General features: G+C 61.6%; 28 protein-coding genes. 15 read left to right on the forward strand and 13 right to left on the reverse strand.

Annotation, left to right across the window (positions count from 1 at the left end):
• Positions 1–24: 24 nt before the first annotated feature.
• The 3 genes from QCL51_RS00150 to betC all read right to left on the reverse strand — a co-directional run bounded on the left by QCL51_RS00150 (position 25) and on the right by betC (position 4188).
• Entirely contained in the window at positions 25–1590 is a 1566-nt protein-coding gene (locus QCL51_RS00150) for a SulP family inorganic anion transporter (protein ID WP_028697694.1), read from the reverse strand.
• Between the two features lie 142 nt (positions 1591–1732).
• Positions 1733–2656, reverse strand: coding sequence for a choline ABC transporter substrate-binding protein (gene choX, locus QCL51_RS00155; protein ID WP_021784562.1), 924 nt, complete (start codon positions 2654–2656; stop codon positions 1733–1735).
• A gap of 14 nt (positions 2657–2670) precedes the next feature.
• A complete protein-coding gene (betC, locus tag QCL51_RS00160) occupies positions 2671–4188 on the reverse strand; it encodes a choline-sulfatase (RefSeq protein WP_103469522.1) in 1518 nt (505 codons plus the stop codon).
• A gap of 108 nt (positions 4189–4296) precedes the next feature.
• Here betC and QCL51_RS00165 point away from each other — a divergent pair, with 108 nt between their 5' ends.
• A complete protein-coding gene (locus tag QCL51_RS00165; protein ID WP_053870428.1) occupies positions 4297–5196 on the forward strand; it encodes a LysR family transcriptional regulator in 900 nt (299 codons plus the stop codon).
• Between the two features lie 21 nt (positions 5197–5217).
• Here QCL51_RS00165 and QCL51_RS00170 read toward each other — a convergent pair whose 3' ends face one another.
• On the reverse strand, positions 5218–5772 hold the full coding sequence (locus tag QCL51_RS00170) for an NAD(P)H-binding protein (protein WP_021784565.1): 555 nt from the start codon (positions 5770–5772) through the stop codon (positions 5218–5220).
• A 52-nt stretch (positions 5773–5824) separates the two neighbouring features.
• Here QCL51_RS00170 and QCL51_RS00175 point away from each other — a divergent pair, with 52 nt between their 5' ends.
• A complete protein-coding gene (locus QCL51_RS00175; RefSeq protein WP_003253084.1) occupies positions 5825–6157 on the forward strand; it encodes a DOPA 4,5-dioxygenase family protein in 333 nt (110 codons plus the stop codon).
• Between the two features lie 119 nt (positions 6158–6276).
• Here the strand turns inward: QCL51_RS00175 and trpA are convergent, their stop codons facing one another.
• Together trpA and trpB are read right to left on the reverse strand one after the other, a co-directional pair.
• Complete coding sequence (trpA, locus tag QCL51_RS00180) at positions 6277–7086, reverse strand: tryptophan synthase subunit alpha (protein WP_021784566.1); 810 nt, start codon at positions 7084–7086, stop codon at positions 6277–6279.
• Entirely contained in the window at positions 7083–8300 is a 1218-nt protein-coding gene (trpB, locus tag QCL51_RS00185) for a tryptophan synthase subunit beta (RefSeq protein ID WP_021784567.1), read from the reverse strand. Before trpB ends, trpA begins: the two co-directional genes overlap by 4 nt.
• A gap of 110 nt (positions 8301–8410) precedes the next feature.
• On the opposite strand from trpB, the gene QCL51_RS00190 reads away from it, so the two are divergent.
• On the forward strand, positions 8411–9307 hold the full coding sequence (locus tag QCL51_RS00190) for a LysR family transcriptional regulator (RefSeq protein ID WP_021784568.1): 897 nt from the start codon (positions 8411–8413) through the stop codon (positions 9305–9307).
• On the opposite strand, the gene QCL51_RS00195 is transcribed toward QCL51_RS00190, so the two are convergent.
• Positions 9304–9627 (reverse strand): DUF883 family protein, encoded by a 324-nt coding sequence (locus tag QCL51_RS00195; RefSeq protein ID WP_016712811.1) that lies wholly within the window; start codon positions 9625–9627, stop codon positions 9304–9306. The two genes, QCL51_RS00190 and QCL51_RS00195, sit on opposite strands and share 4 nt — an antisense overlap.
• A gap of 150 nt (positions 9628–9777) precedes the next feature.
• Between QCL51_RS00195 and QCL51_RS00200 the strand changes: the two genes are divergently transcribed.
• Both QCL51_RS00200 and QCL51_RS00205 read left to right on the forward strand, forming a co-directional pair.
• On the forward strand, positions 9778–9993 hold the full coding sequence (locus QCL51_RS00200) for a dodecin (protein WP_012269893.1): 216 nt from the start codon (positions 9778–9780) through the stop codon (positions 9991–9993).
• A gap of 101 nt (positions 9994–10094) precedes the next feature.
• Positions 10095–10316: a DUF1161 domain-containing protein gene (locus QCL51_RS00205; protein ID WP_021784569.1), complete on the forward strand. Its 222-nt coding sequence runs from the start codon at positions 10095–10097 to the stop codon at positions 10314–10316.
• Positions 10317–10415: 99 nt separating this feature from the next.
• Here QCL51_RS00205 and QCL51_RS00210 read toward each other — a convergent pair whose 3' ends face one another.
• The gene (locus tag QCL51_RS00210; RefSeq protein WP_338444487.1) at positions 10416–11420 is read right to left on the reverse strand and encodes an LLM class flavin-dependent oxidoreductase; all 1005 of its coding nucleotides are present in this window, start codon (positions 11418–11420) and stop codon (positions 10416–10418) included.
• A 152-nt stretch (positions 11421–11572) separates the two neighbouring features.
• Here QCL51_RS00210 and QCL51_RS00215 point away from each other — a divergent pair, with 152 nt between their 5' ends.
• Together QCL51_RS00215 and QCL51_RS00220 are read left to right on the forward strand one after the other, a co-directional pair.
• On the forward strand, positions 11573–11998 hold the full coding sequence (locus tag QCL51_RS00215; RefSeq protein ID WP_103443611.1) for an OsmC family protein: 426 nt from the start codon (positions 11573–11575) through the stop codon (positions 11996–11998).
• Positions 11999–12073: 75 nt separating this feature from the next.
• Entirely contained in the window at positions 12074–12307 is a 234-nt protein-coding gene (locus QCL51_RS00220; protein ID WP_021784572.1) for a DUF1161 domain-containing protein, read from the forward strand.
• Between the two features lie 35 nt (positions 12308–12342).
• On the opposite strand, the gene QCL51_RS00225 is transcribed toward QCL51_RS00220, so the two are convergent.
• On the reverse strand, positions 12343–12756 hold the full coding sequence (locus QCL51_RS00225) for a hypothetical protein (protein ID WP_021784573.1): 414 nt from the start codon (positions 12754–12756) through the stop codon (positions 12343–12345).
• 55 nt (positions 12757–12811) lie between these two features.
• Positions 12812–13225, reverse strand: a complete 414-nt coding sequence (locus QCL51_RS00230; protein WP_103443609.1) for a hypothetical protein — start codon at positions 13223–13225, stop codon at positions 12812–12814.
• 85 nt (positions 13226–13310) lie between these two features.
• Here QCL51_RS00230 and QCL51_RS00235 point away from each other — a divergent pair, with 85 nt between their 5' ends.
• Positions 13311–14387, forward strand: coding sequence for an aminopeptidase (locus QCL51_RS00235; RefSeq protein WP_325949716.1), 1077 nt, complete (start codon positions 13311–13313; stop codon positions 14385–14387).
• 34 nt (positions 14388–14421) lie between these two features.
• On the opposite strand, the gene QCL51_RS00240 is transcribed toward QCL51_RS00235, so the two are convergent.
• The gene (locus QCL51_RS00240; protein WP_021784576.1) at positions 14422–15072 is read right to left on the reverse strand and encodes an HAD family hydrolase; all 651 of its coding nucleotides are present in this window, start codon (positions 15070–15072) and stop codon (positions 14422–14424) included.
• 121 nt (positions 15073–15193) lie between these two features.
• Positions 15194–15742: a gamma carbonic anhydrase family protein gene (locus QCL51_RS00245; protein ID WP_004575263.1), complete on the reverse strand. Its 549-nt coding sequence runs from the start codon at positions 15740–15742 to the stop codon at positions 15194–15196.
• Between the two features lie 66 nt (positions 15743–15808).
• Between QCL51_RS00245 and prlC the strand changes: the two genes are divergently transcribed.
• The 6 genes from prlC to QCL51_RS00275 all read left to right on the forward strand — a co-directional run bounded on the left by prlC (position 15809) and on the right by QCL51_RS00275 (position 24168).
• The gene (prlC, locus tag QCL51_RS00250) at positions 15809–17896 is read left to right on the forward strand and encodes an oligopeptidase A (protein ID WP_021784578.1); all 2088 of its coding nucleotides are present in this window, start codon (positions 15809–15811) and stop codon (positions 17894–17896) included.
• The gene (locus QCL51_RS00255; protein ID WP_135192423.1) at positions 17893–18174 is read left to right on the forward strand and encodes a YheV family putative zinc ribbon protein; all 282 of its coding nucleotides are present in this window, start codon (positions 17893–17895) and stop codon (positions 18172–18174) included. Before prlC ends, QCL51_RS00255 begins: the two co-directional genes overlap by 4 nt.
• 123 nt (positions 18175–18297) lie before the next feature.
• Positions 18298–20292, forward strand: a complete 1995-nt coding sequence (locus tag QCL51_RS00260) for a M3 family metallopeptidase (protein WP_338444492.1) — start codon at positions 18298–18300, stop codon at positions 20290–20292.
• Between the two features lie 70 nt (positions 20293–20362).
• On the forward strand, positions 20363–21421 hold the full coding sequence (locus tag QCL51_RS00265) for a PA0069 family radical SAM protein (RefSeq protein ID WP_021784580.1): 1059 nt from the start codon (positions 20363–20365) through the stop codon (positions 21419–21421).
• Between the two features lie 302 nt (positions 21422–21723).
• Positions 21724–22443, forward strand: a complete 720-nt coding sequence (locus tag QCL51_RS00270) for a carbonic anhydrase (RefSeq protein WP_003253046.1) — start codon at positions 21724–21726, stop codon at positions 22441–22443.
• Between the two features lie 192 nt (positions 22444–22635).
• Entirely contained in the window at positions 22636–24168 is a 1533-nt protein-coding gene (locus QCL51_RS00275) for a SulP family inorganic anion transporter (protein ID WP_021784581.1), read from the forward strand.
• 188 nt (positions 24169–24356) lie between these two features.
• Here the strand turns inward: QCL51_RS00275 and QCL51_RS00280 are convergent, their stop codons facing one another.
• Positions 24357–24998: a hypothetical protein gene (locus QCL51_RS00280; RefSeq protein WP_028697691.1), complete on the reverse strand. Its 642-nt coding sequence runs from the start codon at positions 24996–24998 to the stop codon at positions 24357–24359.
• 369 nt (positions 24999–25367) lie between these two features.
• Between QCL51_RS00280 and coxB the strand changes: the two genes are divergently transcribed.
• Positions 25368–26495, forward strand: coding sequence for a cytochrome c oxidase subunit II (coxB, locus tag QCL51_RS00285; protein ID WP_103443604.1), 1128 nt, complete (start codon positions 25368–25370; stop codon positions 26493–26495).
• Positions 26496–26538: the final 43 nt, after the last annotated feature.

Genomic DNA, 26538 nt, shown 5'->3' on the forward strand with positions numbered 1-26538 from the left:
TGCAGGGCCGCTTTGCGGCCCCAATCAATCCTCAAACCGGATCGGGCACAACTCCACCCCTTCCAGCTTCTGCAATTCCTCGATCACCTGCGGCCTGGCCCGGTGCAAGGTCAAACTCCCCCCCAATCGCCGCAACCGCCGCGCCTCGCGGTGCAACATGTCCACACCCGAGTAATCGATGAAATTCACCTGCCGGGCATCGATCACTACATGCGGCCCTTGGCAGCGCTGCAAGCGCACCTGCAGGTAATGCGCCGCACCAAAGAAAATCGACCCACCTACCCGCAGTACATCCGCATCCCCTTCACGGCTTTGTTGGATCCGTGGTCGTGAGGTGCGCTTCAAATAGAAGAACAGCGAAGCCAGCACCCCGGCATAGATGGCTGTCTGCAGCTCCAGCAGCAATGTCGCTGCAGCTGTCAGCGCCATCACCAGAAACTCCGAGCGGCTGACCCGGAACAATGCACGGATCCCTCGGTGGTCCACCAACCCCCAGCAGATCAGCAAAATGCTGCCGGCCATGGCTGGTATCGGCAGGTGCGCGATCAGGCCGGCGCCGGTCACGGCGAATAATGCCACCCACAGCGCCGAAAACACCCCGGCCATGGGCGAGCGGGCGCCCGCCTCGTAGCTCAGGCCCGAGCGGGTGAAGGAGCCGGCAGACAGGTAACCAGAGAAAAATGCACCGGCAATGTTCGACAGGCCCTGTGCGCGTATTTCCTGGTCCGGGTCGATCAGTTGTTCTGAACGTGCCGACAACGAACGGGCAATCGACAGGCTGGTGACCAACCCCAGCATGCCTACCGCCACGGCGCTGGGCAGCAGACGCAACATGAGCTCCACGTCCAGCAAAGGCAGCGGGCTGAAAGGCGGGAGTTGCCCGGTGAACGCTGCCACCCGCGGCACATGGCCAAAGAAGCCCGGCATCAGCCACGCCAGCAAGCTGACCAGGATCAGGCTTATCAACAAGCTCGGCCAGCGTGGGCGCCAGAGTTTGAAGGCCACACCGATCACTATGGTGGCCAGGCCCAGCAGCAAGGAAGGCAGGTCGACCTCGCCTGCGTGGCTGGCCAGGTCTTGCACGGTCTTCAGCGCGGTGGACTGGCTGGGCAGGGCCATGCCCAGCAGGTTGGGCAGTTGGCCCAAGGCAATGACGATGGCGGCACCCAGCGTGAAACCGAGCACCACGGAATGGGAGACGAAATTGACCAGCGCGCCGAAGCGCAACAGCCCGAGCAGCAGCTGGAAAATGCCGCCAAGAAAGGTCAGCAGCAACACCAGCGTGATGTAGTCAGCGCTACCGGCCACGGCCAGCGGGCTGATGCTGGCGTAGAGCACGATGGAAATGGCGGCGGTCGGGCCGCAGATCAGGTACCAGGAAGAGCCCCACAGGCAGGCGATCAGTACCGGCACGATGGCAGCGTAAAGCCCATATTCGGCGGGCAGGCCGGCGATCAGGGCGTAGGCGATGGATTGCGGCAGGGCGAGGATGGCGCCGCTCAGGCCTACCAGCAGGTCCTGGCGCAGGCTGCGGCCCGATTGGCGGGGAAGCCAGCTGAGGAAGGGCAGCAGTAAAGAGAGGCGATGCATGGGTTATCCACAATCCTTAAGGGGTCGCCAAGCCCTGTGGGAGCGGGCATGCCCGCGAAAAAGCCAACGCGTTGCTTGGCACCGGCTTTGCCGGTGTTCGCGGGCGCGCCCGCTCCCACAGGGTTGGTGTGTCTTTGTGAGATTACAGTTTGGCTTTGACGGCCTCCAGGGCATCCCCATCGGCCTTGGTGGTAACCCCGGCCAACCACCCATCCAACCGTTCAGGATGCGCTTTCACCCAGGCCTTGGCCGCTTCATCGAAGCTGATCTTCTTGTCCACAACCTCTGCCATGATGCTGTTTTCCATGTCCAGTGTGAACTTGAGGTTACCTAGCAGCTTCGCCGCATTGGGGCAGGCTTGTGGATAACCCTTGCGGGTCAGCGTGTATACCTCGCCCTTGCTGCCGAACCACTTTTCCCCACCGGTCAGGTAATGCATTTTCAGTTTCACGTTCATCGGGTGCGGGGTCCAGCCAAGGAAGGTGATGAATTGCTGCTTCTTCACCGCCCGGTCGACCTGAGCCAGCATCGCCTGCTCGCTGGACTCCACCAGCTTCCACTGGCCGAGGTTGAATTCATTCTTGTCGATGATTTTCTTGAGCGACAGGTTGGCCGGGGCGCCGGAGCCGATTCCGTACAGCTTTTTGTCGAACTGCCCGGCGTGTTTTTGCAGGTCAGCGAAGTCCTTCACCCCGGCATTCCATACATAGTCGGGCACTGCGAGGGTGAACTCGGTTCCCTCCAGGTTGCGCGACAGCTGCTGCACATCGCCGTTGGCGATGAACTTGTCATGGAAACCTTGATGTGCGGGCATCCAGTTGCCGAGGAAGGCGTCGACCTGGCCGTCCTTGAGGCCGCCATAGATGATCGGTACGGCCAGGCTGTCGATCTTCACCTGGTAACCCAGGCTTTCCAGTAACAGGCGTGCCACGGCATTGGTCGAGGCAATATCACTCCAGCCGGGGTCGGCCATTTTCACGGTACTGCATTGCGCGTCGCTGTCTGCGGCGTGGGCCGTGGTGGCGCTCAGGGCCAGGGCGAACACGGCGGCGGAGAACTTGTGCATGGCGGCCTCTCTTCTCAATCCAGGGGGGCGGGCTGTGGATAACGTGCCTTGCGTTCGAGGTCATCGAGATCGATGTGGTTGCGCATGTACTGTTGGCTGGCGTCCACCAATGGTTGGTGGTCCCAGCTTTTCAGCTTGCCGATGGCCAGCGCTTCGGCCACCAGCCGGCGGCGGCGCTGGCTGGCCAGTACCTGCTGGCGCAGGTTGGGGATGTCCCAGCGCTGTTGCGCTTCATCGACAAATGCCTGTAGCAGCGTCTGGTGGTCCGGGCTGCCAGTGAGGTTCTCCCGCTCGTGCGGGTCGCGGCTCAGGTCATAGAGTAGACACGGGTCGTCTTCGCTGTACACGAACTTATAGTGCCCGCGGCGGATCATCATCAGCGGGCCGACGGTGCCTTCGGCCATGTACTCGCCGATCACCTCGTCGTGACCGCCCTGCCCTTGCAGGTGGCCCAACAGTGAGCGGCCATCCAGATGCAGGTCTTTATCCACAGCGCCGCCAGCCAGTTCGACCAAGGTTGGCAGCAGGTCGCAGGTCGACACCGAGGCAGTTACCCGGCCCGCTGCAAAGCGCTTCGGCGCATGGATCAGCAACGGTACCCGCGCCGACATTTCGAACCAGTGCATTTTGTACCAGAGGCCACGCTCGCCAAGCATGTCGCCGTGGTCGCCGGAAAACACGATCAGTGTGTCATCGGACAGGTTGCATTCCTCCAGGGTCTGCAGCAGCTGGCCAATGTTGTCATCGATATAGCTGCACGCGCCGAAGTAGGCACGGCGGGCATCGCGGATCTTGTCCACAGGCAGTGGCTTGTTCCACAGGTCGTAGACCTTCAGCAGGCGCTGCGAATGCGGGTCGAGTTCTGCCTGGCCGAACTCGGCACGGGGCATGGGGATATCCACACCTTCGTAGCGGTCCCAGTAGCGTTTGGCAATGGTGTAGGGGTCATGCGGGTGAGTCATCGAAACGGTCAGGCAAAATGGCCGGCCATCGTTTTCGCGCACATGGTCGTACAGGTACTGACGCGCCTTGAACACCACCTCCTCGTCGAAATCCAGCTGATTGGTGCGCACGCACGGACCGGCTTGCAGCACCGAGGACATGTTGTGGTACCAGCTTGGACGCACATCGGGTTCGTCCCAGTTCACCGCCCAACCATAGTCGGCCGGGTAGATGTCGCTGGTCAGGCGTTCTTCATAGCCGTGCAACTGGTCGGGGCCGCAGAAGTGCATCTTGCCTGACAGCGCGGTGCGGTAGCCCAGGCGACGCAGGTAATGGGCGTAGGTTGGCACATCGGCAGGGAAGTCGGCCGCGTTATCGTAGGCGCCAATACGGCTGGGCAACTGACCGCTGACCAGGGTGAAGCGTGATGGTGCGCACAGCGGGCTGTTGCAGTAGGCCGAGTCGAACACCACGGCTTGCTCGGCCAGGCGGCCGAGGTGCGGCATCTGGATGGGCGAAGGGCCGTAGATCGGCAGCAAGGGCGCGGCCATCTGGTCGGCCATGATGAACAGGATATTCGGACGCGTCATGGGGGCTTCCATCGTTGAGGGTTATGCGAACCGCTTGCCTACCAAGATGCGACTGTGGATAACATGGGTAAAGCCCATGGCGGGCAATGACTGGGATTAGCTACGCTTATGTTTGACCACCTTGCCGGGTTGTCGCTGGATACCTTGCGTGTATTCGAGGCTGCTGCGCGCCTGCGTGGCTTTACCGCTGCGGCGCTGGAGTTGGGTACCACGCAGCCGGCAGTGAGCCAGCAGGTGAAGCGCCTGGAGGCACAGTTGGGCACGCGCTTGTTTGACCGCATTTACCGGGGCATCGAGCTGACCGAGGCTGGCCAGGTGCTGTTCGAACAGGTGCAACAGGGGCTGCAGGCCATGGATGACGGTATCGCCCAGGCCAGCGGGCGTGGCCAGCATGAAGTGCTGCAGGTGGCCACCGACTTTGCCTTTGCGGCGTTCTGGTTGATGCCAAGGCTGCAACGCTTTCATGAGGCTTATCCACAGGTGGATGTGAGCCTGGTGACGGGTGAGCGCAGCCAGGGCATGTTGCGCCCGGACATCGATGTGGCGGTGCTGTTTGGCGATGGACGCTTTCACCAAGGAGAAAGCCGTTGGCTATTCGATGAGGAAGTGTTCCCGGTGTGCAGCCCCCGTCTGATTCATGGCAAAGCCTTGTCAGCTGTGGCCTTGCAACGATTGCCGCTGCTGCATTTGAAGGGCGAGCAGGCCAGCCGCTGGTTTGACTGGGCGGGGGTATTTCGCGGGTTTGGTGTGACCAGCCCACCGCCGGCGGGGCAGTTGCGGTTTGATAACTATACCTTGCTGATTCAGGCAGCGATTGCCGGGCAAGGAGTGGCGATTGGCTGGGGGCACCTGGTGGATGGGTTGGTGGAGCAAGGGTTGCTGTGTCGGCCGCTGGAGGGGAGCTTGCGTTCGCAACGCGGCTATTACGCGGTGTTGCCACCGCGCAAGCGGCGTGGAGCGTTGATCGAGCGGTTCGTGGATTGGTTGGAGCAGGAGCGCAACCGCTGAGCCCCGAGGCTGCGCGGTCATCTAGACCACGAAGTTAAGATGCTCGCCCCGGTGCAGGTCCAGCTCCAGCATATCCACGATCCCCGCCGCCACACGCGCCCACGCCGCGTCCGGCAGCGGCTGCGGGGTATTGATCAAGGTCCAGCGCAGCGCGCTGCGCTGCAACCCATCAACTACCTGATCCACGCTCTCCCGCTCTGCTGGGCTGTACTTGTTCGGCTCGTCCAGCACAGCGAAATCGCCCACCAGCAATAGCCGGCGTATAGTCGTACGCTCAAGCCCCGCCACCAGCGCTTCGCTCAGGCGTGCTTGCCCCGGCAGGTCACCTGACGCCAGCGTCGATAAAAGGGCGATTACCGCTGAACCGCCTGCCGCGCCCTGCTCCGCCTGGTCGGCACTGTTCAGCCCGCCTATCTTGAAGTGCAGGCCGGGGCGGGCGGTGTGGCGGTTGAGGTCATCCACCACGGCGGTGACTTCGTGTTGGCGCGATAGCAGTTCGGCCACCAGGGCATTGCCCAAGCTGCTTTCAGGCCCGAACAGGACCAGTTTGAATACTGGGGTTTCGGCGTTTTTCACTGCATCACTCCGTGTACAGGTGGTGATGGTTGGACCGCAATCAGGAGTTATCGTGCAGAGGATCAAGGGTTACCACGCCCACGTTTATTACGACGCAGCCACCATGGAGCAGGCCCGGGAACTGTGCGAGGAGGCGGCTCGGCTGTTTCCCGTGACCATGGGGCGCATGCACCAGAAACCGGTTGGGCCGCATCCGGACTGGAGTTGCCAGCTGGCGTTCGGGCCGGAAGTGGTGGGGGTGGTTTTGCCTTGGTTGGCGCTGTACCGCAAGGGCCTGGTGGTATTCATGCATCCGGAAACCGGGGATGAACTGGCGGATCACCGGGATCATGCGATCTGGATGGGGGCCGTGCGGCCATTGAATCTGTCGATTTTTGGGGGCTAGGCGGGAGTAGCCTGTGCTGGCCGCTTCGTGGGTTAACCCGCTCCTATACGCTATCGCAGAGCCAGAGGGTGGCGCTGGTTCCGTAGGAGCGGGTTTACCCGCGAAGCAGACGACGCGGTTTAGCGGCGCGCGCCGCGCACCCCTTCAGCCAATGCCGAGCACAGGCTCAATACATCGGTCACCGCCTGATCGGCGCTTTTGGCCTGGGCAATCTTGTCGACCAGTGCCGAGCCCACCACCACACCATCCGCCAGGCGGGCAATGTTCGCAGCCTGTTCCGGCGTGCGAATGCCGAAGCCAACGCTGATCGGCAGATCGGTATGCCGGCGCAGGCGGGCAATGGCTTCGGTCACATGCTCGGTGGTCGCCGAACCGGCACCGGTCACGCCGGCCACCGACACGTAGTAGACGAACCCGGAGCTGCGCTCCAGCACGCGCGGCAGGCGCGCGTCGTCGGTGGTCGGGGTGGTCAGGCGGATGAAGTCGATGCCTGCGGCCTGGGCCGGGGTAGCCAGTTCGGCGTCGTGCTCTGGCGGAAGGTCGACGATGATCAGGCCATCGACGCCCGCTGCCTTGGCTTCAGTCACGAACGTGTCCACACCAAAGCGGTGGATAGGGTTGTAGTAGCCCATCAGCACGATTGGCGTGGTCTGGTTATCCACACGGAATTCGCGAACCATCTGCAGGGTCTTGGCCAAGGTCTGGCCAGCTTCAAGGGCGCGCAGGGTGGCCAGCTGGATGGCCACGCCATCGGCCATCGGGTCGGTGAACGGCATGCCCAGCTCGATCACGTCGGCGCCAGCAGCCGGCAGGCCCTTGAGGATCTGCAGCGAGGCGTCGTAGCCCGGGTCGCCAGCTGTGACGAAGGTGACCAGTGCCGAGCGGCCTTCGGCCTTCAGCTCGGCGAAGCGTTGTTCAAGACGGCTCATGCCTGTTTCTCCTGGGCGGCCATGTGGTTCATGACGGTTTGCATGTCTTTGTCGCCGCGGCCCGACAGGCACACGACCATCAGGTGGTCCTTGGGCAGCTTCGGTGCGCGCTTGATCGCTTCGGCCAAGGCGTGGGAGCTTTCCAGGGCTGGGATGATGCCTTCCAGACGGCAGGTTGCGTGGAACGCATCCAATGCTTCGTCGTCGGTGATGCTGACGTACTCGACGCGCTTTACCTCATGCAGATAGGCGTGCTCCGGGCCGATGCCCGGGTAGTCCAGGCCTGCGGAAATAGAGTGGGCATCGGTGATCTGGCCGTCTTGGTCCTGCAACAGGTAGGTGCGATTGCCGTGCAACACGCCCGGTACGCCGCCGTTCAGGCTGGCGGCGTGCTTGTCGGTGTGTACGCCATGGCCACCGGCTTCAACGCCGATGATCTGCACGCTTGGCTCTTCGAGGAATTCATGGAACAGGCCCATGGCATTGGAGCCACCGCCGACGCAGGCAACCAGGCTATCAGGCAGGCGGCCTTCCTTCTCTTGCAACTGGGCACGGGTCTCTTTGCCGATGATCGACTGGAAATCGCGGACCATGGCGGGGTACGGGTGTGGGCCAGCCACAGTGCCGATCAGGTAGAAGGTGTCTTCGACGTTGGTAACCCAGTCACGCAGGGCTTCGTTCATGGCGTCTTTCAGGGTGCCGGTGCCGGCGGTAACCGGCACGATCTCGGCGCCCAGCAGTTTCATGCGGAACACGTTCGCCTGCTGGCGCTCGATGTCGGTAGCGCCCATGTAGATCACGCAAGGCAGGCCGAAGCGCGCGGCGACGGTGGCGGTGGCGACACCGTGCATGCCGGCGCCGGTTTCGGCGATCAGGCGCTTTTTGCCCATGCGCTTGGCCAGCAGCACCTGGCCGATGCAGTTGTTCACCTTGTGCGCGCCGGTATGGTTGAGCTCTTCACGCTTGAAGAAAATCTTCGCCCCGCCGCAATGCTCGGTCAGGCGCTCGGCGAAGTACAGCGGGTTAGGGCGGCCGATGTAGTCGCGCTGGAAGTACGCCAGCTCTTCAAGGAACTTGGGGTCTGCCTTGGCAGCTTCGTATTCGCGGGCCAGGTCCAGCACCAGTGGCATCAGGGTTTCGGCCACATAGCGGCCGCCAAACGAGCCGAACAGGCCATTGGCGTCGGGGCCGGGGCGGTATTGGGACTGGGACATGGGGCGCTCCAAGGCGTAGTGAATGAGTGATGGGCTTTACTCTAACCACGGCAAGCTCGGCTGAAAACCGATAAGATTGCGCAAACTTGTCAGAAAAACTCACAGGTAAAATGGCCCACGACCTCCCTCCCCTCAATGCCCTGCGTGCCTTCGAGGCTACAGCCAGGCTGAACAGTGTCAGCCAGGCAGCTGAAGCGCTGCACGTCACCCACGGCGCCGTCAGCCGGCAGATCAAGGTGCTTGAGGAGCATCTGGGCGTCGCCCTGTTCGTCAAGGACGGGCGCGGCATCAAACTCACAGATGCAGGCGTTCGTCTGCGCGATGCCAGCGGTGAGGCCTTCGACCGGCTGCGCAGCGTGTGTTCCGAACTCAGCCGTGATGTGAGCGAGGCGCCGTTCGTGCTGGGCTGCTCGGGCAGCCTGCTGGCACGCTGGTTTATCCCGCGGCTGGGGCGGTTGCAGGCGGATTTGCCTGAGCTGCGCTTGCATCTGTCGGCGGGTGAGGGCGACCTTGACCCGCGGCGGCCTGGGCTGGATGCGTTGCTGGTGTATGCCGAGCCACCGTGGCCGGCGGATATGCAGGTGCATGTGCTGGCCGAGGAATGTATCGGACCGGTGCTCAGCCCGCATTTCGCAGGCTTCCAGCGCTTGCGGGGGGCGCCCGCCCAGGCACTGCTGGGCGAAGCCTTGCTGCACACCACTTCACGCCCGCAAGCCTGGCCGACCTGGGCGGTGCAACAGGGCCTGGACCCGGCGGCCATTCACTATGGCCAGGCCTTCGAGCACCTGTATTACCTGCTGGAAGCTGCCGTGGCCGGATTGGGCGTTGCGATTGCACCGCAGCCACTGGTCGCCGATGACCTGCGGGCGGGCCGTTTGAGTGCGCCGTGGGGGTTTTCACCTACCCAGGCGGCGCTGGCATTGTGGGTGCCACGGCGCGCCGCAGACGGGCGCGCCGAGCAGTTGGCGCAGTGGTTACGGGCGGAACTTGCGCGGCAGGGCGCTTAGTTTCGCTTGCACATCAGGTAGGCCGCCAGCAGGCCCAACGCACCAATGGCCACACCAGCGGTTGTGTAGGGGTGTTCCTGGGCGTAGTCCCGGGTGGCTATGCCGGTCTGGCGGGTGCGCTGCTTCACTTCCTCGTACGCATCGCTCAGTAGGCTGCGCGAATGACGCAGTGCGCTTTCAGCGTTGCTGCGGATTGCCTTCACCGACTTCTGGGACTCTTCCGACGCATCATGCTTGAGGTTTTCCAAGCTTTTCAGAAGGCTCTCGATCTCTGCTTCCATGCTTTCCAGGGACGTTTTACGCAGCGAGTTACGGTGCATGTTGACTCTCCTTTGCAGTATGGGCTCTAAGGTTTGCGACCCTTGGCCTGCGAGAAAGTGCGATCGAACTTTCGCTGACAGTGACTGCTCGCAGGTAAACCAGGCCTGCGCTGCTAGGCTGAAACTCACTGTCACCCATGGAGAGCACTCATGACCGATCATCACACCTACAAGAAAATCGAACTGGTAGGGTCTTCGCCCACCAGTATCGAAGACGCCATCAACAATGCTCTGGCTGAAGCCGGCAAAAGCATCAAGCACCTGGAATGGTTCGAAGTGGTCGATACCCGTGGCCATATCCGTGACAACAAGGCGGCGCACTTCCAGGTCACGCTGAAGGTCGGCTTCCGTATCGCCAATAGCTGATATAGCGTCGGGCTGCATGATCTCGGCGTGATGAGGTATTCAGGAACGGGGCGCCTTGGTGGGGTCCCCTTCTGATTTCATCTGCACAAGGAAAGCGAGTGATGAAAAAACTGATTCTGGCGCTGGGCCTGATGACCCTGGCCGGTGGTGCGCTGGCAGCGGGCAAACCGTGCGAGGAGTTGAAGGCGGAAATTGCGGCCAAGCTGGATGCCAAGGGCGTCACTGGCTACAAGCTGGAGATCGTCAAAAAAGGCGAGCCGGCGGGCAAGGTCATTGGTAGCTGCGAGGCCGGCACCAAGGAGATTGTGTACCGCCGCGGCTGATGGCCCCGCTCATTCGCGGGCTTGCCCGCTCCCACAGGTACAGCGCAGGCCTTGAAGGCTTCAGTCAACCTGTGGAAACGGGCGAGCCCGCGACGAGGGTCACTCGGTCTTGAGGGCCTGCGCCATCAGCTCATATGACCGAATGCGGTCCGCATGTTCATACAAGTCACAGGTAAAGATCAGTTCATCCGCACCCGTCTGGTCCATTAGCACTTCTACCTTGGCCTTTACCTTCTGCGGGCTGCCAATCATGGCCAACCCCAGGAAGCTGCCCACCGTCTCTCGCTCATGGGGCAACCACAGCCCATCCATGCTCTCCACGGGTGGCTTCTGCATCAGGCTCTGTCCGCGAATCAGCGCCAGGATGCGTTGGTAGACCGAGGTTGCCAGGTATTCGGCCTTCTCGTCGGTCTGCGCCACCACCATGGGTATGCCCAGCATCACATACGGCTTATCCAGCGTGGTCGAGGGCCTGAAATGGTTGCGATATACGCGAATCGCCTCGTGCATGTAGCGTGGTGCGAAATGCGAGGCGAAGGCGTAGGGCATGCCGCGCATGCCGGCCAGCTGGGCGCTGAACAGGCTGGATCCCAGCAACCACATTGGCACGTCGGTGTCGTGCCCGGGTACGGCGATCACTTTTTGATCATCGGTGCGTGGCCCGAGGTAGCGCGAAAGCTCCTCGACATCGTCCGGGAAGTCATCCGGGCTGCCAGCGCGCTCGCGTCGCAGGGCATAGGCGGTCATTTGGTCCGAACCCGGCGCACGGCCCAAGCCAAGGTCGATACGCCCCGGATACAGGCTGGCCAAGGTGCCGAACTGCTCGGCAATTACCAGCGGCGCATGGTTGGGCAGCATTACCCCGCCAGAGCCCACGCGAATACGTGAGGTCCCACCGGCCAGGTAGCCGATCAGCACCGAAGTCGCCGAACTGGCGATGCCGTCCATGTTGTGGTGCTCGGCCACCCAAAAACGGTTATAGCCAAAGCGCTCGACATGCTGCGCCAGGTCCAGCGAGTTGCGCAGCGATTGCGCGGGGCCGGCGTCGGCGCGCACGGGCACCAGGTCCAGGGTAGAAATCTTCAGGTCACGCAGCTGCGTCATGGAGCCTCCGCAAGAATGATTGGCCAGAGGCCTTTTTGATTCTGTATGGGCGCATTCGTTGGATTCAATGCCTGCAAGCATATTGCTCTGAACTTGCGGCAGGCGGCGGGCCTCTGAACCGTAGGCAAGCAACCCAGTGATCAGGAGGCATCATGAAAAAGACAGCATCGGCGATCTGGCAAGGTGGCCTGAAGGATGGGAAAGGTCTGCTTTCTACCGAAAGCGGCGCACTCAAGCAGAACCCTTATGGCTTCAATACACGTTTCGAGGGCACACCCGGTACCAACCCGGAGGAGCTGATCGGCGCGGCGCATGCCGGTTGTTTCTCGATGGCGCTATCAATGATGCTCGGCGAGGCGGGGCTTACCGCAGAGCGGATCGACACGGCTGCAGAGGTGACGCTCGACAAGCAAGTGGACGGTTTTGCCATTACTGCCGTGCACCTGGTGCTCAGGGCCAAGGTACCCGGGGCCAGCGAGGCTCTATTCCTGGAGATTGCCAGCAAGGCGAAGGAAGGCTGCCCGGTGTCCAAGGTTTTGAATGCGAAGATCAGCCTGGATGCCGCGTTGGTGGGGTGAAGCGGTGCAACGGTAGTGGTTTGCTGTAGTCTAAAGAACGTCGGCAGCGCCACTGCCCTTTCCAGGAGCCGTTCCATGATTCGCGTAGCTATCGCTGTGTTGGCTACCCTTGTCGCCACGTCTGCGCTGGCGGCCGTCAAGCCATGCGAGGAGCTGAAAGCCGAGATCGAGGCCAAGATCCAGGCCCAAGGGGTTACGTCCTACACGCTGGAGATCGTGCCCAACAGCGAGGTCGAGGACCAGAACATGGTCGTCGGGACCTGCGATGGCGGGACGAAGAAGATTATCTACCAGAAGAACGATCGATAAGCATCAGAGCTCGGGGCTGCAATGCAGCCCCGAATTCACGGTATGCAGAACACCTCGCTAGGCTCGTTCACCACCACCTTGCGGTTGGCGTCATACAGCAGCACCTGCGGCTCCATCACTGGCGCTCGCGCCTCCAGGCGATAGCGCTCGCCGGCCTTGAAGTTGTCAAAGCGTACGGTCAGGTAACAGGTTCGGTCCCTGGGTTCTGACATGATGCCGCCCGAGTAGATTTCATAATCAAAGCGCACCACCAGTTCGTGCTTGCCCGGCGTCACCTGAAAGTAACGGCCATCCTCCAGGCGCTTGCCATCGAGGCGGTCGGCCATGATCACCCGGCCGGGAGTCATGGTGTACAGGTCGACCCACGCCTGCTTCGGGTCGACTGGCGGCAAGGGGCTGGCGCAAGCCCCCAGTGTACTGAGGGCGATCAGCATCATGGGCTGGCGCATGGCGAAACTCCCACTTGCGATTTACAAGTAACAAGCATAGCGCCGTTTGTGCGGTTCAGGTGCGCTGACAACCCGCCGGCAGCCCTTGACCCAGCAGTTTTTGCTGGTGGTCGTAGAGTTTTATCCAAGGGCGGAAGCCAATGCTGCCAGCCTGCAGTTGATAACGCTGCCCGGCGCTGAAGTCCTTGAAGGTCAGCTTGACCTGGCAATCGCGCCATAGTGGCTCATTGACGGGGCCGATATTGCTGGGATTAACCGGAAACTGATAGCGCACGGTCAGTTCGTGGCTGCCGGGTTGAACCTCGAAATAGCGGCTGTCAGCCCAGTCACGCTCATCTACCTGCACGGCGTACAGCGAGGTGTTGTCGTAGCGCGTGAGGTCGACCCACGCCTGATTCGGGTCTGGGTCTGGCAATGTTGAACAGGCAGAGATCAACAACAGTGAGCCGGCGACCAACAATGCACGCATGGCGAAACTCCCCCTTGGCGAGATAGTCTTGGAGCGAAATGGTCTTGAGCGAGTCAGACAGTACCGGATGCTTCGACTTTTTCTTATGCAGCGCTCAGGCCTTGGGGCACTCGACCGCATTTTCACCCGTTTGGTTCCGCTGCTTGCGGCGCTCCTGCTGAACGGTTGCAGCAATGTCGCCTACTATGGGCAGCTGGCCGAGGGCCAGTGGCAGTTGCTGCGGGCGCGGCAGCCTGTAGAGCAGGTATTGGCCGACCCTGCTACCCCTGCACCTTTGCGCGCGCACCTGCAACAGGCCGAACAGGCGCGGGTGTTTGCCAGCCAGCAATTGAAACTGCCAGACAACCGCAGCTACCGGGTATACGCCGACCTTGGCCGCCCCTACGTGGTGTGGAATGTGTTCGCCACGCCCGAGTTGTCGTTGCAACCGGTAACGCACTGCTTTCCGATAGCAGGGTGCGTGGCGTACCGCGGCTACTACCAGCAAGGCGCGGCGCGGGGCGCGGCGGCGTTGATGCGCCAGGATGGCCTGGATGTTTACGTCGGGGGCGTGGAAGCTTATTCGACCCTGGGTTGGTTCGATGACCCGATTCTGTCGTCGATGGTGGGCTGGGGCGATGAGCGCCTGGCTACGTTGATCTTCCATGAACTGGCCCACCAGCGCTTCTACGTGCAGGACGATACCGAATTCAATGAATCCTTCGCCTCGTTCGTCGAGCAGGAGGGCACGCGGCAATGGCGGGCGGCGCGCGGGCTGGCAGCGGTTGGCGCAGGGCAGAGGCAGCAGCAGCGTGACCAGTTCATCCGCCTGGTGCTGGCCTGTCGTGAGCGATTGCAGGCCATTTATGACGGGCCTTTGGATGATGCGCACAAGCGGCTGGCCAAGCGGGCGGAGTTCGACCGGTTAAGGCAGGAATACCGGCAGTTGCGTGATGGCCAATGGGGTGGGGACAAACGCTATGACGCCTGGATGCATGGGCCGATGAATAATGCCAAGTTGTTGCCGTTCGGGCTGTATGACCAGTGGGTGCCGGCGTTTGCCGCGCTGTTCCATGAGGTTGATGGTGACTGGGCCCGGTTTTATGAGCGAGTCGAGCAATTGGGGCGTTTGCCCATTGATGAGAGAAAGGCAGCGCTACAGGGGTTGATGGCTGGCCGGTAAGATCCAGGGGGCCGCAAGGCAGCCCCCAGGGCCGTCACGCCTTGAGGAATGCCTGATGCATCTCGGCCAAGGTGGCAAAGTGGAAGGCAGGCTCCTCTGCCATCAACTCTTCCCGGCTGCCAAACCCGTACCCCACCGCTACTGCCTGCAGCCCGTTGCTGCGCGCGCCGATCAGGTCATGCTTGCGGTCACCGATCATCAGCGTCTGTGCAGGGTCCAGCCCTTCTTCATCCAGCAAATGGCGAATTAGCTCGACCTTGTTGGTGCGCGTGCCGTCCAGCTCACTGCCGTAGATCACCTTGAAGTGATGATCGAAGGCGAAGTGCCGGGCGATTTCGCGGGCGAACTCCCACGGTTTTGACGTGGCAATGTACAGCGTGCGGCCCTGGCCGTTCAGGGCTTCGAGCAATTCGGGGACGCCAGCGAACACCAGGTTTTCGTACAGCCCGGTCACGCGGAAGCGCTCCCGGTAGAAGTTCACCGCATCCCAGGCCTTGGCTTCGTCGAAGTTGTAGAACTGCATGAAAGCCTGCAGCAGGGGTGGGCCGATGAAGTGTTCGAGGCGGGCCAGGTCCGGTTCATCGATGCCCAGCTTGGCCAGGGCGTACTGGATCGAGCGAGTGATGCCCAGGCGTGGGTCGGTCAGGGTGCCGTCGAGGTCGAAGAGGATGTTTTGCTGGTGCATGTACAGGGTTCCACTTGAGAGCTGCGTGGCCTTCTTCGCGGGCATGCCCGCTCTCACAGGTACAGCGCAGGCCTTGATGGCTCCACTGAACCCGTGGGAGCGGGCGCGCCCGCGAATGCGGTCATTCAGGTTGATCGTAGCCTTCGGCCAGGTGTTGGTCCTTGAGCTTCACGTAGTTGCCGGCGCTGTAGGAGAAAAATGCGCGCTCCTTGTCATTCAGCAGCCGGGCCTGTTTCACCGGGCTACCCATGTACAGGTAGCCACTGACCAGGCGTTTGCCCGGCGGCACCAGGCTGCCAGCGCCGATGATCACTTCGTCCTCGACGATGGCACCGTCCATGATGGTGCTGCCCATGCCCACCAGGATGCGGTTGCCCAAGGTGCAGCCATGCAGCATCACTTTGTGCCCGATGGTCACTTCGTCGCCGATGATCAGCGGGAAACCGTCCGGGTTGAAAGGCCCGGCGTGGGTAATGTGCAGCACGCTGCCGTCCTGCACGCTGGTGCGCGCGCCAATGCGGATGCGGTGCATGTCGCCGCGCACCACGGTCAACGGCCAGACCGAACTGTCTTCACCGATCTCCACGTCGCCCAGCACCACCGCCGAACGGTCGACGAAGGCCCTGGGCCCAACTTTCGGAGTGTGTTGCTGGAAGCTGCGAATGGCCATGATAGCGTCTCTCATCTGTGCCGATAGGCAGGCTGCCTGCTGCGGTCGGCGTCGATTGTAATTAAGATGGGGCAGTGTTTCTTCTGCCAAGGTATCCAAACCGTGACTGCGAACAACCCGCTTCTGCAATCCCACGATCTGCCGCCCTTCTCGCAAATTCGTGCCGAACACGTGTTGCCGGCGATCGAAGCGATCCTGGCCGACAACCGTAAAGCCATTGCCGAGATCCTAGAAAAGCAGGGCAAGAACCCTACATGGGCCGGCCTGGTGCTGGCCATGGACGAACTGAACGACCGCCTGGGCGCGGCCTGGAGCCCGGTCAGCCACCTCAATGCGGTGTGCAACAGCGCCGAGCTGCGCGAGGCTTACGAGTCTTGCCTGCCAGCCCTGAGTGCCTACTCTACCGAACTGGGCCAGAACCGCGCGCTGTTCGAAGCCTACCAGGCGCTGATCAACAGCCCGGAGGCCGCCAGCTTCGACGTGGCGCAAAAGACTATCCTCGAGCATGCCCTGCGTGACTTCCGCCTGTCGGGTATCGACCTGCCAGCGGACAAGCAGCAGCGTTACGCCGAGGTGCAGAGCAAGCTCAGCGAGCTGGGCAGCCGTTTCTCCAATCAGCTGCTCGACGCCACTCAGGCATGGACCAAACATGTTACCGACGAAGCTGCGCTGGCCGGCCTGACCGATTCGGCCAAGGCGCAGATGGCCGCTGCAGCCCAGGCCAAGGGCCTGGACGGCTGGCTGATCACCCTTGAGTTCCCCAGCTACTACGCGGTGATGACCTATGCCAGTGACCGCGCCCTGCGCGAAGAGCTATACGCCGCCTACTGCACCCGCGCCTCCGACCAGGGCCCGAATGCCGGCCAGTTCGACAATGGCCCGGTGATGCGCGAAATCCTCGACCTGCGCCAGGAGCTGGCCGAACTGCTGGGCTACAAGAACTACGCCGAGCTGAGCCTGGCCACCAAGATGGCCGAGTCCAGCGACCAGGTGCTGAGCTTCCTGCGTGACTTGGCCAAGCGCTCCAAGCCGTTCGCTGCCCAGGACCTGCAACAGCTCAAGGCCTACGCTGCCGAACAAGGCTGCCCCGAGCTGGCCAGCTGGGATGCCGGCTACTTTGGCGAGAAGCTGCGCGAGCAGCGCTACAGCGTGTCGCAGGAAGCCCTGCGCGCCTATTTCCCGATCGACAAGGTGCTGGGCGGCCTGTTCAGCATCGTGCAGCGCCTGTACGGCATCGAAATCGCCGAGCTTGAAGGCTTCGACAGTTGGCACCCGGACGTACGCCTGTTCGAGATCAAGGAAAATGGTCAGCACGTTGGCCGTTTCTTCTTCGACCTGTACGCCCGCGCCAACAAGCGTGGCGGCGCCTGGATGGACGGCGCCCGTGACCGTCGCCGCACTGTCGGCGGCCAGCTGCAGAGCCCGGTGGCCAACCTGGTGTGCAACTTCACTCCGGCCGCGCCCGGCAAGCCCGCGTTGCTGACCCACGATGAAGTCACCACCCTGTTCCACGAGTTCGGTCACGGCCTGCACCACATGCTGACCCGCATCGAGCATGCCGGCGTGTCCGGCATCAACGGCGTGGCCTGGGATGCGGTCGAGCTGCCAAGCCAGTTCATGGAAAACTGGTGCTGGGAGCCGGAAGGCCTGGCACTGATTTCGGGTCACTACGAAACCGGCGCCGCCCTGCCCCAGGACCTGCTGGACAAGATGCTGGCCGCGAAAAACTTCCAGTCGGGCATGATGATGGTGCGCCAGCTGGAGTTCTCGCTGTTCGATTTCGAGCTGCACGCCAGCCATGGCGACGGCCGCAGCGTATTGCAGGTGCTCGAAGGTGTGCGTGACGAGGTGTCGGTCATGCGCCCGCCGGCTTACAACCGCTTCCCCAACAGCTTTGCGCACATTTTCGCGGGCGGTTACGCGGCGGGCTACTACAGCTACAAGTGGGCCGAAGTGCTGTCGGCTGACGCCTTCTCGCGCTTCGAGGAAGAAGGCGTGCTGAACGCCGAGACCGGCCGCGCCTTCCGCGAGGCGATCCTGGCCCGTGGTGGTTCGCGCGAGCCGATGGAGCTGTTCGTCGACTTCCGTGGCCGTGAGCCTTCCATCGATGCATTGCTGCGCCACAGTGGTCTCACCGAGGACGCTGCAGCATGAGTGAGGTAGCTGTGAACAAGACAAAGAAGCGCTTCATTGCCGGTGCCGTGTGCCCGGCGTGCAGCGAGCCCGACAAGCTGATGATGTGGAACGAAGACGGCATACCGCACCGTGAGTGTGTGGCTTGCGGCTTTACCGACACCCTCAACGAGCAGGGCTTGTCGGTGCCGAAAGAACTGGGCACCCGGGTCAACCACCTGACGCCGAAAGCCGCGCCGGCCAAGGTGCAGACCGTGCAGTTCTTCCCAAATCCGAAGCTGAAAAAGCCGGCTGAGTAATACAGTCATGCCGCCCGGGTGCAATGCCCGGGCAGGCATGGACAGGTGTTAGATAGTCAGGCCACCTGGCGCACGTTGGCCATGCAAGCTCTCTTGCTCATTTCTACCAGCAAGGTGTGCGTCATGGCCAACCCTCTTCTGCAAAATAGCCATATCCCCGTCGATTACTCCTCCATCACCCTCGAAAACATGCAGGCGGCATTCGCTCACGTGCTGCTGGCACACGAGAACGGTGTAGAACGCATCATCCGTGATCAACGAACCATGCCCACCTGGGATGACATGGTGCTGGCGGTGGATGGGCTGGATAGCCAGCTGCTGGCAGTGTTGTATGCCGCTTCACCACTGGTCGGCCGGGATACGGCCTGGGCCAACGCCATCATCGATTTCTACGGCAGAGCGACGGCATGCTTCGAACAGAAGTTCGCCAACACTGGCTTGCATGAGCTGTATGAACGCTTGGCCGGCAGTGACATCGGCAAACAACTGGATGCCGGGAAGCGCGCCACCTTGCGTTGGCATCTGGACAAGTTCGCCGCTGGCGGCGCGTTACTCGACTCCGCAGGCAAAGCGCGTCTGGCAAACCTTCAGGCGCAGATTGGCACCGCACGCGAGGCGTTCCGCAGCAACATCAACCGGCCGGGCTTGAATATCACCGATGAAGCCGAACTGAGCGGCATACCACAGCGGGTACGCGACGAATTGGCTGCAGGAGCACAACAAGCAGGTAAGCAGGGGTGGTTGATTGCGTGTGACACGGTGACTACTCGTGAGGTGCTCAAACATGCTGGCAACCGCCAGCTCCGTGAGCGTGTGTACCGGGCTTTCCACGCCCGCGGCGTCAGCCATGATCCGCAACAGGACAACGGCACGTATCTGCAGCAACTGGCGCAGTTGCTTGAGGCGAAGGCCCTCCTGCTCGGTTACTCCGGCCATCTGGAGCAGAGCTTGCAGGTGAAGAGTGCGGGTTCGGTAGCCCAGGTGTGCGGTTTTCTCCACGATCTGGCCGATCATGTGCGACCTGCCATGTTGCGGTGGCGTTCGCAGGTGGAGCGCGGGGCTGCCGAGCAGGGCCTGGGCCAACCCCTACCCTGGGATTTCGAGTACCTGCGGCGTGCTTCGCGCAGTGAGTTTCCTGCCGAAGCGCTGCGCGATTACTTCCCGCTGAATACCGTTGTCAGTGCGTTGCAGCAATTGGCGCAGAAGTTGTTTGGTGTAGTGCTGCAGCCCAAAGCGCTGCCTGCTTGGGATGACAGCGTGCAGCCGTTCGAGGTGTGGCAGGACAGCGCTTTCATTGGTTTTCTGTATCTGGATGCCGTGCAACACGCAGGCAAGCAGCCAGACGCGGTGTTTACCACCTATGTAAGGAATCGTCGGGTCGATGCAGAGGGTATCTACCAGGCAGCCTCGGTGGTGGTGTTCAGTGATGTGCCGCAAGCGCTGTCAGGTTTACAGCCGTTGCTCGATCATTTGTCACTGCGCAAGCTTTTCCATGAATTCGGCCATGCCTTGCACCACCTGCTGGTACGTACGACGAACCACGTCATGTCCAACGTGACCGAGCTGGGCACCGATGGTGTGGAGTTGTTCGGCAAGCTGTTCGAGCGTTGGGTCTGGGACGCGGACTATCTGGTGGCGATCTCGGCGCGCACGCAGGACGGCCGTCAACTATCCCGCAAGCAAGCCGATGAGTGCCTGCAGCAGTTACGACAGCAGGGCGTGGAGGAGATCGCGAGTGATCTGTGCCTGGCGTTGTTCGACATGGACCTGCATGGCACACCAAACGATGGCAGGTCCTTGGAACAGCGATTGGGTGATGCCCGCGAACGTTGTGGTTACTGGCCGCTGGCTGATTTCGAACATCCGGCGCATGCCTTCGACCACCTTGTGAACGGCTACGATGCTGGTTACTACGCCTACCTGTGGTCGGATGTGCATGCCTTCGATTTGTTCACCCGCTTCGAAGCCGAGGGCCTGTTGAACGAAGCCACGGGTCGGGCACTGCAGGAAGCACTGTTCGCTCCAGGGGCATCGCGCCCGTTACGTGAAGGCATCGAGGCGTTTCTTGGGCGGCCATCGAGCCAGGCAGCGTATCTCAGCTGGCATGGCCTGAAGTAGTCAGACCAGAGGTGCTGGAAAGATCCCGGCATGCACGATACTGTATATGAATACAGTATATAGGTGAGCCATGATTCCTCCAGCACCGCAAAAGGGCCGTGGCACGGCGCACAACCCACACAACCGCTTTGCCCCTGGTCATTCGGTGGCGGAAGATGATGGCTGGTACCAGGAAGTGCCGCAAACCCAGGGCACCGAGGTGCGGATTGAGACAGCCAAGTCGGTGATCAGCCGCAACACTTCACCCGACCTCCCTTTCGATCGCTCCATCAACCCTTACCGTGGCTGCGAGCATGGCTGCATCTACTGCTATGCCCGCCCCTCGCACGCCTACTGGGACCTTTCTCCCGGCCTGGATTTCGAGACCAAACTGATAGCCAAGACCAACGCAGCCGAGGTGCTGGCACAGCAATTGAGCAAACCGGGCTACGTGTGCGCGCCGATCAATCTGGGCTCCAACACCGACCCCTACCAGCCGATTGAGCGGGAACAGTTACTGACCCGGCGCTTGCTCGAAGTGTTACTGCGTTTTCGTCACCCGGTGACCATTGTCACCAAGGGTTCACTGGTGCTGCGCGACCTTGACCTGCTGGCTGAGATGGCCCGCCAGCGCCTGGCACGGGTGATGATCAGCCTGACCACGCTGGACGACAGCCTCAAGCGCGTGCTCGAACCCCGAGCGGCCTCACCCGGTGCGAGGTTGAGGGCCATCCGAGTATTGCGTGAAGCGGGCGTACCGGTGGGTGTTTTGTGTTCGCCAATGATTCCAATGATCAACGACAGTGAGCTGGAGCGCCTGCTGGAGGCGGCCAGGGAGGCTGGCGCACAGAGTGCGGCCTACATGATGCTGCGCCTGCCGCTGGAAGTGGCGCCGTTGTTCGAGCAGTGGTTACAGGACCATTACCCGCAGCGGGCGGCGCATGTGTTGAGCCTGATCCGCCAGAGCCGCAGTGGCGCGCTGTATGACAGCCGGTTCGGCGTACGCATGCGTGGTGAAGGGGTGTTTGCCGAGTTGCTGGCGCAGCGCTTTGCCAAGGCAATGAAGCGGCTGGATTTCGAAGGGCGCGAGGCGCAGGCGCTGGATTGCTCGGCGTTCTGCCCGCCGGGTGGGCAGATGACGCTGTTCTGACTTGATCCCGCTCACACAAGGGCTGCGCATTGCTCACAACGCTACTAATAACAACCAATAATTGCGCTAATACATATTGGCAACTGATGTTTTTTTGCTATTATCCAACTCCCGCCTTTTTCTCTGGAACGCCCGTTCTAGAGCCTTCTAATTAAGTTTCAGTTAAGTTTTCCCCGCTAGCGTAGGTAATAAGTCCACACCGACTGTGATCTATGGCCCGTGCGTGTCATCTAAAACCCTGCATAGCCTGAATCTTTCACCGGTAAAATGGATTTACCTACACACCGTCAAGAGGATGAATCATGCCCGTCAAGGACCCATCCAAGGTCGTACCGCAGGTCCCCGCGGAAAGCGCCGATGCTGCCCTTAAGCACATCGTCGACGGCTTCCTGCGCTTTCACCATGATGTTTTCCCTGATCAGCAAGAGCTGTTCAAGAAGCTCGCCACCGCGCAAACACCACGCGCCATGTTCATCACCTGTGCCGATTCGCGCATCGTTCCCGAGCTGATCACCCAAAGCTCGCCAGGCGACCTGTTCGTAACCCGTAACGTGGGTAACGTGGTACCGCCTTATGGCCAGATGAACGGGGGCGTTTCCAGCGCCATCGAGTACGCCGTAATGGCGCTTAAAGTGCACCACATCATCATCTGTGGCCACTCCGACTGCGGCGCCATGCGTGCGGTACTCAACCCGCAGTCGCTGACCAAGATGCCTACCGTTGGCGCCTGGTTGCGCCACGCTGAAGTAGCCCGCACCGTGGTCGAGAACAACTGCTCCTGCGGCAGCGAGCACGAGACGATGCAAGTGCTGACCAAAGAGAACGTCATCGCCCAGTTGCATCACTTGCGCACCCATCCTTCGGTGGCTTCGCGCCTGGCGGCCGGTGAGCTGTTCATTCATGGTTGGGTGTACGACATCGAGACCAGCAAGATCGAAGCCTACGACGCCGCCAGCGACAGCTTCCTGCCCTTGGCCGCTGGTGAACCCGTTCCCTGCGCCACTCCGAGAGGCCGCTACTAAGCGACCCGTCCGCCGCTAGAACCTTGATAGCCGGCTGCACCCTACAGGGGTGTGGCGCGGCCTTCGGCTGCCTTGAATTCCCTGACTGCCCTGCCGGCGTGCTCGCTGGCGGCCCGCGCCTGCGCGCTTGTCAGGGGCAAACGTGCCCACGGCCAGGGGAATGGCCGTGCGACTAGAGAAAGGAGAAACACGGTGAACATTACACAGTTGAAAGCGGCCCTGCCGCGTGAGTTGCTGGCATCGGTGGTGGTCTTCCTGGTGGCCCTGCCGTTGTGCATGGGCATTGCGATCGCCTCGGGCATGCCACCGGCGAAAGGCCTGATTACTGGGATTATCGGCGGCATTGTCGTCGGGTTCCTTGCCGGATCGCCGCTACAGGTCAGCGGCCCCGCTGCCGGTCTGGCGGTACTGGTGTTCGAGCTGGTACGCCAGCACGGCATGGCCATGCTTGGGCCGATCCTGCTGTTGGCCGGCTTGCTGCAGTTACTGGCCGGGCGCCTGCGCCTGGGCTGCTGGTTCCGCGTCACTGCGCCGGCGGTGGTGTACGGCATGCTGGCGGGGATTGGCGTGTTGATCGTGCTGTCTCAGGTGCATGTGATGTTCGACACGGCGCCGCAACCGTCAGGCCTGCAGAACCTGCTGGAGTTCCCGGCAACCGTGGCGGCAGCCCTGTCACAGGAGGGTGTTGGCTCAGGTTGGATGGCCGGTGCGCTTGGCCTGGGGACCATCGCCATCATGTGGGGTTGGGAGCGCCTTCGGCCGCAGCGGCTGCGCTTTGTCCCGGGTGCCCTGCTCGGCGTGGCAAGCATGACCGCCATCAGCATGTGGCTGGTCCTGCCGGTAAACCGCGTGCAAGTGCCGGCAGACCTGACTGAGGCCATTGACTGGATTCGCCCGGGTGACCTGATGCAACTGGCTGACCCTGCTCTGCTGGTCGCCGCCTTTGCCCTGGCTTTCATCGCCAGCGCCGAAACCCTGCTGTCGGCTGCAGCGGTCGATCGCATGCACAGTGGTCAGCGCTCGGATTTTGACCGTGAGCTTTCAGCCCAAGGCATTGGCAACATGCTTTGCGGGGTGCTGGGCGCCTTGCCGATGACCGGGGTGATCGTGCGCAGTTCGGCCAATGTCCAGGCCGGAGCGCAGACCCGGGCCTCGGCGATTTTCCATGGCCTATGGCTGTTGGCGTTCGTGGTGGCGCTTAGTAGCGTGCTGCAACAGATACCGGTAGCGAGCCTGGCGGGTGTGCTGGTGTTTACCGGGATCAAGCTGGTCGACTTCAAAGCGTTTCGTGGGCTAGGCCGTTATGGCCGCATGCCGATGTTCACCTATGCGGCGACGGCGCTGGCGATCATCTTTACCGACCTGTTGACTGGGGTACTGCTTGGCTTTGCCCTGACCTTGCTGAAACTGGCGTTCAAGGCTGCGCGGCTGAAGATCAACCTGGTCAGCCTGGAGAAGCCGGGACATATGGAGCTGCGGCTCAGCGGTGCGGCGACGTTCCTCAAGGTGCCGGCGTTGACCCAGGTGCTTGATAGCGTTCCGGCGGGCACCACGTTGCACGTCCCGCTGGGTAACCTGAGTTATATCGACCACTCGTGCCTTGAGTTGCTGGAGGACTGGAGCCGCAGCAATTCTGCCAATGGATCACGGTTGCGGATAGAGCAGCGGCGCCTGAAGCGGCGGATCGAGGGGCGCTTGCGGACCACGGCGGGGGTTGGGGCCTAGCCCCAGTGTAAGGAGCGGGTTCACCCGCGAATACGATGGCAGCGGCAGCGGTGAACGGCGGGTGGAAATTGGTTAGCAGGCCCGGCCCATTCGCGGGCAAGGCCGCTCCTACACCGGGCACGCTTCGGTGGTTCGGCACAGGCCGTTGTAGGAGCGGGTTCACCCGCGAATGGGCCGGGACAGGACAATCAGGCCGGCTGACCCAGCTCCACACCCAGCTGGCGCGACAGGCATGGCCAGCGCTTCCACGCCGCGCCGGTTTCCGGGCTGCTTAGCTTTTCGCGGTAAGCCTCCACCGATTCCACCGCAAAGCTTTCGTCATTGAGCATTTCGTCAACCGAGTGGTGCACCACTTCATCCAGCTGGTTGGCAAAGCTTTCGCCAATCAACTGGTGGGCAATCAGGTTGGCCACCGTGGTGTCGACCGGGATCAACGGCTGCTGGAAGTGGCGGATGTACAAGTCATTCACCTCTTCCACCAAGCGGTGCGCCAGGTAGGCCTCATCCAGTAGGCAGTCCAGGCCCACATGCCCTTGCATCACACTGGGCGGCTGAAGGAAGTAGGCCTCGGCAATTTTCAGTACCGGTTTGATCTGGGCTTCGATGCCGGCTTCGCGAGCGACCTCGTGGGCGGCCTCCAACAGTTCCGGAACCTGATCGATGTAGGCGCTGACGAAGCGCGCCAAAGTACCCTGGGCGTCCTGCTCAGGCAGTTGGATCGAGGGGTGCAGGTGGGGCAGTTGCAACTCGAGACGCTGTTTCAATTGGCCGGTCTGGCCTTCATGTTGATGGGCTTGGCTTACCTGCTCGCGTACAGCAGCGATGTTCATGACAACTCCAGGGACATTACGTTTCAAACGGAAGACACTAAATTAGCTCGGTATACAGAATACCTAAGACGTATTTGTTATAAACCACGCAAACGTGTGCTATCTCTGGCATAACCGAATGCCACTATTTTGCCATGAACTCTCAAGCGCGCGGTTTTCAGGCGTTCTGGCCATTTCGTGAAGTTCATTTCACAGGCGTCATTGCGTGCCATTGGTCGCTGTCTATACTCCCGTTGAACGTGATTCGTTGATGAGGCCCGACTGCTTTTAGCAGGGGCTCGGTCGTCGAAGCCAGGCAGTCTTGACCGCCGTTCCCTCTTGCCGCAGGCCACGCCTCCGGGACAACAAGAATTAGAAGGGGAACCCGCAATGATGCGACATCCACATGTCTGGATGGGCCTCCTGTTGTGGTCGGTTTTTGGTCAGGCGAACGCCGCCTGGACCGTGAACATGCACCCAGGGGCGACGGAAGTTTCCAACGCCGTCTTCGACCTGCACATGACCATCTTCTGGATCTGCGTGATCATTGGCATCGTGGTGTTTGGCGCGATGTTCTGGTCGATGGTCATCCACCGCCGCTCCACTGGCCAGCAGGCTGCGCATTTCCACGAGCACACCTGGGTGGAAATCCTCTGGACCGTAGTCCCCTTCCTGATTCTGGTGGCCATGGCTATCCCGGCCACCAAGACGCTGATCGACATCTACGATGCCAGTGACTCGGACATCGACATCCAGGTCACTGGGTACCAGTGGAAATGGCATTACAAGTACCTGGGCCAGGACGTCGAGTTCTTCAGCAACCTGGCTACCCCTGCCGACCAGATCCACAACAAGGCGCCCAAGGATGAGCATTACCTGCTGGAAGTCGACCAGCCGCTGGTGCTGCCGGTGGGCGCGAAAGTGCGCTTTCTGGTCACCGCTGCCGACGTGATCCACTCCTGGTGGGTGCCGGCCTTCGCGGTCAAGCGCGACGCCATCCCGGGCTTCGTCAACGAAGCCTGGACCCGTATCGAAAAGCCCGGCATCTACCGTGGTCAGTGCACCGAGCTGTGCGGCAAGGACCACGGCTTCATGCCGGTGGTGGTCGACGTCAAGTCCAAGGCCGATTACGAGACCTGGCTGGGCGAGCGCAAGGCTGAAGCCGCCAAGCTCAAGGAGCTGACCAGCAAGGAATGGACCCTGAACGAGCTGGTGGAACGAGGCGACAAGATCTACCACACCACCTGCGTGGCCTGTCACCAGGCCGAAGGCCAGGGCCTGCCGCCAATGTTCCCGGCGCTCAAAGGCTCGAAGATTGCCACCGGGCCCAAGGAAGACCACTTGAGCATTGTCTTCCATGGCAAGCCCGGCACGGCCATGGCCGCTTTCGGCAAGCAGCTGTCGGAAGTCGACATCGCCGCTGTGGTCACCTACGAGCGCAACGCCTGGGGCAACAACAAAGGCGATATGGTCACGCCGAAGGACGTGCTGGCGCTGAAGCAGGCAGAAGCCAAGTGAACCGGGTTACTCGCGGCAATCATTGGATTGCAGGAGACAGGAC

The sequence above is a fragment of the Pseudomonas sp. LTR0 genome (assembly GCF_036630035.1).
Lineage (GTDB): Bacteria > Pseudomonadota > Gammaproteobacteria > Pseudomonadales > Pseudomonadaceae > Aquipseudomonas > Aquipseudomonas putida_Y.